Source organism: Mongoliitalea sp. (genome assembly GCF_054166905.1).
Map to the genome: position 1 here is coordinate 82,247 of NZ_JBSZCK010000009.1, position 9,181 is coordinate 91,427.

Sequence of the window (9,181 nt, forward strand, 5' to 3'; positions counted from 1 at the left end):
CTTTAACTCAGCAAAAAGTAAGTTAAAATCAAATAAAGTAGATTGAAACGCCAACGGCTGTTCCTGAAATTAGCCCAATGATTAATATAAGTCCAATAGATAGGGTAATTTAAAAGATTAATACTGGTTTCTAATATTTTATAGCTATTTATGCTGAAAATATGGCTTTTCTGATTGAGTACTTTAGTCAAAAACCTAAAATCTGTTTTGTCAAGAAATTTATGGAAAAAGGAAATAAATTCCATATCATATGGAAAATTATGGATGCAATGATTCCATTATTAAAATAGATAAAGCAGAATAATAGTCCACTGAAAAAACGAGGAAAAAAAATGAAAATTGAATTTTCAAAAGATGGTGTAGTTTCATGAAAGCAAAGGTGTAAAGTTGCAAAAATCAAGGAAGATGTGTAAATAAGTATTAGCCTATGAACCTTAAAATTCTGTTTAATTAAGATTATTAATAAAAAAAAGTATGGTAGAAAGGCTACTAACATGTATAAAGTTTTATGAAACAAAACTATTGATGCTAACATAGAGAGGATAATGTTTTTTAACTTAAATCCCAAATGATATCTAAGAACGAGCTCTTCGAAAATTGGAGCAAGTAGTACGACATTAAGAAAAACTTTAAAATGATCACTCCCACTGAGAGCTTTACTCATTTCACTTGCTCCCGATTTAAAAATTATTAGTTGGGTGAAACCAAAGAATAAATAAACTACCCACTTAAGTGAAAAGGCGTACAAGAAATTTTTTTTATTTGAAGTAGCAAATTGATTTGAAATTTCACCCGATGTCAAGAAAAAATAAAAGTTTGCAATGAATTTTGACATGGTATTTCTAATTGAGTGATAAATTTTAACTTATTTGTTTTCGGTAATCGGCTTAAGGGGCCAATTTTATTTTGAGAATTAATAATTTTTGGAAGCTAAATAAAATTAACTTTTGTATAGTTATCAATATTAAAAATTATGGGATAATAAATATTTGTTCATTTATTATCCCATCTATACTTTAAATAATTGATGTAACAACATCTATTGCGCAATCAATTACCCAAACGGCACATGCAACTGTCGTCGCAAAAAAATCAGCAGTCCATCTTCCAGCTTTTCTAGCGAAGGAGACCTCTCCCCCATTAATGAAAATTAGTTCTTGTTGTGTTAATTCTTTCATGATTATCTTACCTTCTTTCATATTTGATTTTTTTTGCTGCTCTTTCGAATGCCGGACCAAGGTTTTCTACAAAACCTATGGCAAAGTCAGTTATATTTGGAGTGTACCATACTCCTCCCATTAGGATAAATCCGCCATCTAAATCCATTTTTTCCTCTAAACTCAATTCTTTAAACTTGTCCATAATTTAAATAAATTTTCTATTCCCCCCAACCATTTCCGGGCGTTGGGTTTTCCCAATCTCATCCAAACAATTCTTGGTAGCTAGCATGAAGACTTGTTGTTTGATCATGATACTAAATTAGTCTTGCTCCGTGCTGAAAAACAGCACGATAGAAATTTTATTCAAATTTTTTACGGTTCGTAAAAAATAGCCAAAGGAATCAATAAGGTAGCATTGTAGGCGCCGTGGAAAATAATTGCCCATTTCATGCCGTATGTTAGACGAACATAGCTTAGAATCAGCCCTAGAACAATCTGAAACCCTACCAAAAAGGGTACTAGATAGAAATATTTATCATAGTCGAAGTCGGTATAGTTTCCCATGTGAACTAACCCGAATAAGATGGAAGATACCCAAATAACCATTTTGAGAGAAGGTTGCTTTCCATGATTGAGCTGTATGAAAAGGTAAGCCAAATACACCCAAAATAGGATTAGAGGATACCAAACTTCACTCAGAAGCAAAAACGAAAGTCCAAAGCCCCAAGCCAAAGAGCTGTATTTCAAGTTTTGATGTAAGCGATATACAGGCTCCTCTAGTAAAGGAGCGATAAATATCCCCGCAAATACTATGAGCCAAAGATGATTTTCCAGCATGGCTTCTATTTTATGATCAAATTGCTCTATATCAAATAAGTGTAAGAGCAGACCTAGTGGAACGATTGCCAAAAACGTGATTAGCAGCAATTTCAGAAACTCCTTGGGGGTCATATCTGCAAAGGTTTCAGGTCTATTGGGTTTTTTGAGAAAATTGATAATAGTCTCAATCGTTTCCTTGATTTGTGCTTTGAAACTTGGCTTAAGCACAGCGTGTGTAGTGTGATACATATGTTTCTATAGTTAATGGTTGAAAATTTCTTCCTCCGTTGATAGTATTTACCTGGGAGCTTTCTAAAATCTCAAATTTCCAGTCGATGCGTACCTGCTTTTGACAGGCAAATACGAAGCTGTTTTGTTTTCTGGAAAATTGGATGTCAAGTCCCATATCTTTCAGGTACTCCAAATACACATACAATTGTCTTCTGCTTACACCGAGCCTGTTTGCGAGTTCCTCCGGACTCCCTGTCCGCTGTTCCCTCACCAGCTTATTCAATAGCTGCAATCTTTCAATTTGTCTGATAAATTCCATAATAGTATAGTTATTAGTTGATTAGTTAAATTGTAATTGGTTGATTGTATCATTCTTGGTACATTTTCAAAGCACCACCAATTGCTTTCGGATCATGTCGAAGTATTTCCCTTCTTTCATAAGCAATTCTGAGTGCGTGCCTTCTTCGATTAGTTTCCCCTTATCCAGAACATACAAGCGATCAAATTCCTGAACGGCTGCCAATCTATGCGTTATGAAGATGATGGTTTTACCCTCAGTGGCGAGCATTCGGATTGCCTGTTGCACAAATTGTTCAGAGTCGGGGTCTAAGGAAGCAGTAGCCTCATCTAATATCAGGATTTCAGGATTTCTGTACAGTGCTCTAGCTATCGCAATTCGTTGTTTTTGTCCGCCAGAAAGGGAAGCCCCGTTTTCTCCCAAGTATGTTCCAAATCCATTGGGAAGACTTTCAATGAAATTCATCATTCCCAGTTTATTGCAGATATGTACAATTCGCTGCATGTCGGGTTGATAGTCTCCCAGAGCGATATTTTCCAAAACGTTTCCTGCAAATAAATCAATGCGCTGTGGCACGACTGAGACGATCTGTCTTAAGCTAGCATTATTGATGAACTTGATGTCGTGTTCCCCGATGTAGATATTCCCAGCTTGCAGGGGATAAAGGTTTTGGAGGAGGGAAACTAGCGTGCTTTTACCCGAGCCACTTTCACCGATTACACCGGATATTTTACCTTTTGGAAATACCAAGGTCAGGCTATCAAAAACATTTGCTCGTGAACCATACCGAAAACTCACATTTTTAAAATAAATATCCCCTACATCTTCTTTTTGGATAGGGAAGGTGTCATCGCTACTTTCCACCTCTAAATCCATGATTTCAAACAATCGATCCGCAGCAATCAGAGCATTTTGGATCGTTTTGTTCATCCCGATCAAGCTAGAAACAGGCCCGGTCAGGTAGCCAATGAGTGCATAAAATGACATCAATTCCCCAGGTGTGATTTCATTTTTGAGTACATATCCAGCCCCAACCCAAAGTAGAATGATAGTAAAAACTCTGGATACTACTTCAGAAGAAGTGCCTGAAAAGATGTTATTTAATCCGGATTGATATACTGTCTTGAGTAAAGAAATAAACCGCACCTCAGTTTTGATGTTGGCATGGTCTTCTGCCCCGAATCGTTTGATTGTTCCTGCCGAAGTAATGGATTCTACTAATTGCGATTCCAGTTCGGCCGACTCTTCCATTAGCCTGCGTTCTATTTTTTTGTTCAGCTTGTTTGTGATGAGGTAAATGACAACATACAAAGGAATAACCAGCAGCATCACCAAAGCCAGCTTCCAATAAAAAGTAAACATGAGGGCAAAAGAAAAAAATACGATGAATACATTGACTATAAAACCAATGGAGACATCGTTGATAAATGCTCTAATTTTTACGGCATCATTGATTCGAGAAATGATTTCCCCCACTCGCATGGTGTCAAAAAATCGTTGTGGAAGCGTAAGTAAGTGCTTGTAATAACCTAAAATCAACCGGGCATCGATTCGTTGACCTACTTTGATAACAAAAAGCGTTTGAAAAACTCCGATAATTATCTGTAGCAAAAGTAATACGATCATGGCTACAGAAAGTAAGTTCAGTAAGTTAACATTTCTGCCAATGAACACGTGGTCAATTATTTTCTGCACATAGATGGAAGTGGTTAAGCCTAAAATGGTGTAAATAACCGCCCCGACCAGTGACTGAAGCATAACTCCTCTATGGGGTCTGACCAAATACCAAAATCTACTCCAAGTGCTAACTTTCTGATTGACTGCTTTGAACTCATCATTGGGCATGAGAAGGACTAGAACCCCCGTCCAAATTTCTTTAAATGTATCTGGACTGACTTTATGAATTTGCCCATCTCCTGGATCCATATATTCCACAACTTTATCATTTACTTTGTACAAGACGATAAAATGATGCAGGACTTTTTTAACAATGACATGCGCTATCACAGGCATGGGAACATCCACCAATGCCTCGAAATCACCCCGTACACCCTTAGCCGAAAAACCCATTTTGGTAGCCGCCTCGATCAAACCCAAAATATTGGTACCTTTTTGATCGGTGGAGGCCATTTGACGGATTTTTGCTACCGGCATTTCCAATTTGTAATGAGCGGCTACGGATGCCAAGCAGGCAGCTCCGCAGTCGGTGATATCCCGTTGTTTGATTTTAATACCCATGAGTATAAAAATTAAGATGGAACTTGAACTTGCGGATTGAGCCAGTTATCTACTTTGTCGTATAGCAATTGGAATAATGATCTTCTTGCGATCACAAAACGCGCATTGAAGGTCATGCCCTTTTTCACAAACCCTTCCTGACCGCTTGCTAAAGTCAGGTTAGGCGTGTCTAAAGCACAAGTAACTAGAAATCCAGCTTCTCTTTCATTGATCAGAGTCAGGTCATCGGCAACATCAATTACTTTCCCCATGGCTACACCCCATTGATTGTAATTGTATGCGTCAATTTGGAAACTGACTTCCTGCCCTTTTTCTACAAAAGCGATATCCATAGGAGAAATATAGGTAACTGCGAGTAGGGTAGTGTCAGGAGAGATTTCCGCCAACTTTTGTTGAGGGTGAATAAAATCACCGACATTCAGATTCAATACATTGATCAATGTTCCATTGGTGCCCGCAATTACCTTGTATTGATCTATTTGTTCCGCATAAACTTCAAGTTGGTTTTTTAGACGGATTTGTTCATTTCTATAGTTTACCAGCTCTTGCTCCCATTGATTGATTTGTTGTTTTTTGAGGATTTCTAGTTGCGTTGCTGCTTGTTTGAATTGGACTTCTGTATTGTCATACTCTGCGAAGGCAATTGATTTACTTTCAAACAAGATTTTGGCTCGCTCAAAATCCCTTTCCAACTTTTGTAAAGTAGCAGTATGATTATTCAGTTTGGATTGAAACTCAAAAAAAGAAGCCTGATAGTAATTGGATGTAAGCTTTATCGAAGGAACTATTGTTTCCTCTAAATTTAAGCGTGATAGTTTTTGTATATCCGAGATGAAGTTATTGACCAAGCTTAAACGCTCCTCTATTCCATTCATCTCCAAGTGGATTTGTTCACCTCTGATGACAGCGAGCACATCTCCTTTTTTAACTTTTTGGTTTTCTGTGATGTTCCAGTTTTCTAATCTTCCACCTACTGAACTCATGATCGAGTTTCGCTGAAGCGCAGATTGGAAGGTTCCTCTGGATTGTACCGCTACATCTACATAAATTAGAGGAAGAGCGATTACTGCGCTTATGAGAATCCCAAGAATTATCAAGTAAATAATGCTTGACTTAACGCTGATTTTGGAGTCATATACCTCAACTGTTTGTTGGGTAATGGCAGCGGGGAATATATTGGTTTCCATAGGCTTGAAAATTTAAAAGGTTGACTGTGAGCTTATTTAAAAGCCATATCGAAATTTAAAAAATCACCTACTAAATTCCTCTTATCCTATCGAAGTTAAACGTTTATTTAAATACTTAATTTAATGTTCTGCTCCTAGTCGACTTGTCATGAGTTAGAAATCAGGTAAGCACCTAAAGTTTAAAACCAAACATTCAAAAAATTAGCAACTTTACTAAGTCTACCGTATGGCTAAAAAACAAATTCGTTACAACACCCCTATCCACCAAAGCCCCACTCCAATAAAAATAACATATACAAGTCCATAAAGCATCAGCTTTTTCTTGATTTCACCTTTGGTTAAGACGCTGTGCTGGGGTTCTAACTTGTAAAGGGCTAATCTACAGGTTGCGTTCACGATAAAAAGCACCCAAAAAACTTCACTATTGAAAGATAAAAAAACCTGCGAAATTATCCGCAGGCTATTTTGTTTACTCGGGTGGCATGGCGGCCACCTTCGAAGTCAGTTTGGATGAAGACATCTACCATCTTACTGGCTGTCTCGAATGGGATAAATCGAGCAGGAATGGCTAGTATATTGGCGTCGTTATGCGAACGGGCTAAAGCTGCCAGTTCCTCGTTCCAGCATAAGGCTGCACGGATGCCTTGATGCTTGTTGGCAGTGATGGCTACTCCATTGCCGCTACCGCAAATCAAAATACCGGTATCAAACTCTCCCGCTTCAATAGCTTGAGCCAAAGGATGTACATGGTCGGGGTAATCAACCGAACCATCAGAGTATGGCCCGAAATCTTTCACCTCTAAACCTGCTTCCTGTAGCTGTTTTATTAAGGCTTGCTTGTACTCGTATCCGGCATGATCTCCGCCAATTGCTATTTTCTTTATCATCATCAAAGGGTTTAATCGTTATCTTCAAGTGCTTCTTGTGCGCGTTTCTTCTCCAATCGCTTCGCAATCTGAATACCAGCTTCGTACAAAACCAAGATAGGCATGGCGATCAAAATCTGGCTAATCACGTCAGGAGGTGTAATCACGGCTGCCAAGATGAGAATAACTACAATAGAGTGTCTTCTGTAAGTTTTCAACATGGCTGCACTGACCAATCCCGACATGGACAGGAAGTAGATGACCATGGGCAACTGAAACATAATCGCAGATGCCAAGACCAACATGCTCAATGTACCCACATAAGAGGTAATGTCAAACTCATTGGAAATTGTAGGGTCCAACTGGTAATTGGCCAAGAAATTAACCGAAATAGGGGTGAGGATGTAGTATCCAAAAAGGGTGCCCAAGAAAAAGAGCAAACTCACAAAGAATACGGCACCTCTAGCGGCCTGACGTTCTTTAGCGTATAATCCTGGACTAATAAATCGCCAAACTTCCCAGAATATATAGGGGAAGGAAGCGATAATACCCACCACCAAAGAGGAAGTGATGTGCATGGAAAACTGCCCCGTCATTTGACGGCTTTGCAGGATAAAGGGGAGTTCTGTGATACAAAGCACAGGCGTGTTGAATATTTCAGCCAACTCGCAGAGCATGCGATAGGTAAAGAAATCAACCCTCGAAGGGCCTAGGATGATTTTACCAAACACTATACTCTTTGCCAAAAAGGCTGCTACCGTAAATACCAAAATAGCAGCAACTGAGCGCAGCAGATGCCACCTCAGTTGCTCCAAATGGTCCAAAAAGGACATGCCTTCGTCTTCCTCTTCTTCTCTATACTGATCTAATGCCACTTTGAATTTGAGCGATTAATACAATGGGAATTGAACCATCCATTCGTTGACTTGGGACTTGATGCGTGCTAAAGCAGCCTCGTCAGCATGATTTACCAAGGCATCATCGATCAAGGCTACGATTTTCTTCATATCCTCTTCTTTCAAGCCTCTTGTGGTGACTGCAGCTGTTCCAACACGCATGCCAGAAGTTACAAACGGTGAGCGCTTATCGAAAGGAACCATATTTTTATTGATGGTGATATCTACTTTGCCCAAGGTTTCTTCAGCTAATTTACCTGTAAGCTCTTTATTGCTCAAGTCAATTAACATGAGGTGGTTGTCCGTACCTCCAGAGATCAATTGATAGCCACGGGCTACAAACTCCTCCGCCATCACGGCCGCGTTTTTCTTCACCTGCACTACATACTCCATATATTCGTCTGAAAGTGCTTCTTGGAAAGCAATTGCTTTAGCAGCGATGATATGCTCCAATGGGCCACCTTGTGTACCAGGGAAAACACCGGAATCCAGCAAGGATGACATTTTTCTCAACTCACCTTTAGGAGTCTTTAAGCCAAATGGATTATCGAAATCTTCTCTCATCAAAATCAAGCCACCTCTTGGACCTCTCAAAGTCTTATGCGTAGTAGTAGTGACGATATGACAAAATTCCAATGGGTCATTTAACAAACCTCTTGCAATCAAACCTGATGGATGAGATATATCAGCCAGTAACAAAGCACCAACTTGGTCAGCGATATCTCTCAAACGCTCATAATCCCAGTCACGGCTGTAAGCGGAAGCTCCGCAAATCAATAACTTAGGTTTTACTTCTAAAGCTTTAGCTTCTACCTTATCATAATCAATCAAGCCGGTTTCCTCTTCTACTCCGTAGAAATGCGGCTGATAGAGTTTGCCCGAGAAGTTTACGGGAGATCCATGGGTTAAGTGTCCACCATGTGCCAAGTCAAAACCCAAAATGGGGTCACCTGCATTCAATACTGCCAAGAAAACGGCTGCATTTGCCTGAGCACCGGAATGCGGTTGCACATTTGCCCAGCTTGCTCCAAAGAGTTCTTTCGCACGATCAATCGCCAACTGCTCGATTTGATCTACCACTTCACATCCACCATAGTAGCGCTTGTTAGGAAGTCCCTCGGCATACTTGTTGGTCAACACACTGCCCGCTGCTTCCATCACCTGTTTGCTGGTGAAGTTTTCAGAGGCTATCAATTCAATACCTGTTTTTTGACGGTTTTCTTCTTTGGCGATAAGGTCAAAAATGACTTGATCTCTTTTCATGGACACGATTTTTAAAAGGTTGCCCAAAATTAGTTTTATTCAATGGATAATCCAATTCAATGAACAGTTAATCCACCACTCATTTCACGCCACGAGCGCTACGATTGATCGCAACGCTCGCAAGAGGAGGTGGTCCACAGATTTCGCAGATTTACACAGATTTGATGTTGTCGAAGAATGGTTCAAGTCTATAGACTTGGACCCAAACTAATTGAAGTCTTCA

The 9,181-nt window shown here is 39.4% G+C and carries 10 protein-coding genes; all 10 read right to left on the reverse strand.

Translation table 11 applies throughout. From position 1 onward, the window contains the following. Positions 1–187: 187 nt before the first annotated feature. The 10 genes from ACXIUD_RS02095 to ACXIUD_RS02140 all read right to left on the reverse strand — a co-directional run bounded on the left by ACXIUD_RS02095 (position 188) and on the right by ACXIUD_RS02140 (position 8,958). The gene (locus tag ACXIUD_RS02095; protein WP_458050954.1) at positions 188–835 is read right to left on the reverse strand and encodes a CPBP family glutamic-type intramembrane protease; all 648 of its coding nucleotides are present in this window, start codon (positions 833–835) and stop codon (positions 188–190) included. 181 nt (positions 836–1,016) lie between these two features. Beyond that, positions 1,017–1,199 (reverse strand): hypothetical protein, encoded by a 183-nt coding sequence (locus tag ACXIUD_RS02100; RefSeq protein ID WP_458050955.1) that lies wholly within the window; start codon positions 1,197–1,199, stop codon positions 1,017–1,019. After that, a complete protein-coding gene (locus ACXIUD_RS02105) occupies positions 1,186–1,362 on the reverse strand; it encodes a hypothetical protein (RefSeq protein WP_458050956.1) in 177 nt (58 codons plus the stop codon). Before ACXIUD_RS02105 ends, ACXIUD_RS02100 begins: the two co-directional genes overlap by 14 nt. A 170-nt stretch (positions 1,363–1,532) precedes the next feature. Continuing rightward, complete coding sequence (locus ACXIUD_RS02110) at positions 1,533–2,228, reverse strand: CPBP family glutamic-type intramembrane protease (RefSeq protein ID WP_458050957.1); 696 nt, start codon at positions 2,226–2,228, stop codon at positions 1,533–1,535. Then, positions 2,200–2,529 carry an HTH domain-containing protein gene (locus ACXIUD_RS02115; RefSeq protein WP_458050958.1) on the reverse strand — a complete coding sequence of 110 codons (330 nt, stop codon included), beginning with the start codon at positions 2,527–2,529 and terminating at the stop codon, positions 2,200–2,202. The genes ACXIUD_RS02110 and ACXIUD_RS02115 overlap by 29 nt, the downstream gene beginning before the upstream one ends. Positions 2,530–2,595: 66 nt before the next feature. Beyond that, complete coding sequence (locus ACXIUD_RS02120; protein ID WP_458050959.1) at positions 2,596–4,746, reverse strand: peptidase domain-containing ABC transporter; 2,151 nt, start codon at positions 4,744–4,746, stop codon at positions 2,596–2,598. An 11-nt stretch (positions 4,747–4,757) separates the two neighbouring features. Beyond that, positions 4,758–5,933, reverse strand: coding sequence for an HlyD family secretion protein (locus ACXIUD_RS02125; RefSeq protein WP_458050960.1), 1,176 nt, complete (start codon positions 5,931–5,933; stop codon positions 4,758–4,760). 449 nt (positions 5,934–6,382) lie between these two features. Next, a complete protein-coding gene (gene rpiB / locus ACXIUD_RS02130) occupies positions 6,383–6,820 on the reverse strand; it encodes a ribose 5-phosphate isomerase B (protein WP_458050961.1) in 438 nt (145 codons plus the stop codon). 11 nt (positions 6,821–6,831) lie between these two features. Then, positions 6,832–7,674, reverse strand: coding sequence for a twin-arginine translocase subunit TatC (tatC, locus tag ACXIUD_RS02135; RefSeq protein WP_458050962.1), 843 nt, complete (start codon positions 7,672–7,674; stop codon positions 6,832–6,834). A 15-nt stretch (positions 7,675–7,689) separates the two neighbouring features. Beyond that, a complete protein-coding gene (locus ACXIUD_RS02140) occupies positions 7,690–8,958 on the reverse strand; it encodes a serine hydroxymethyltransferase (protein ID WP_458050963.1) in 1,269 nt (422 codons plus the stop codon). Positions 8,959–9,181 lie beyond the last annotated feature (223 nt).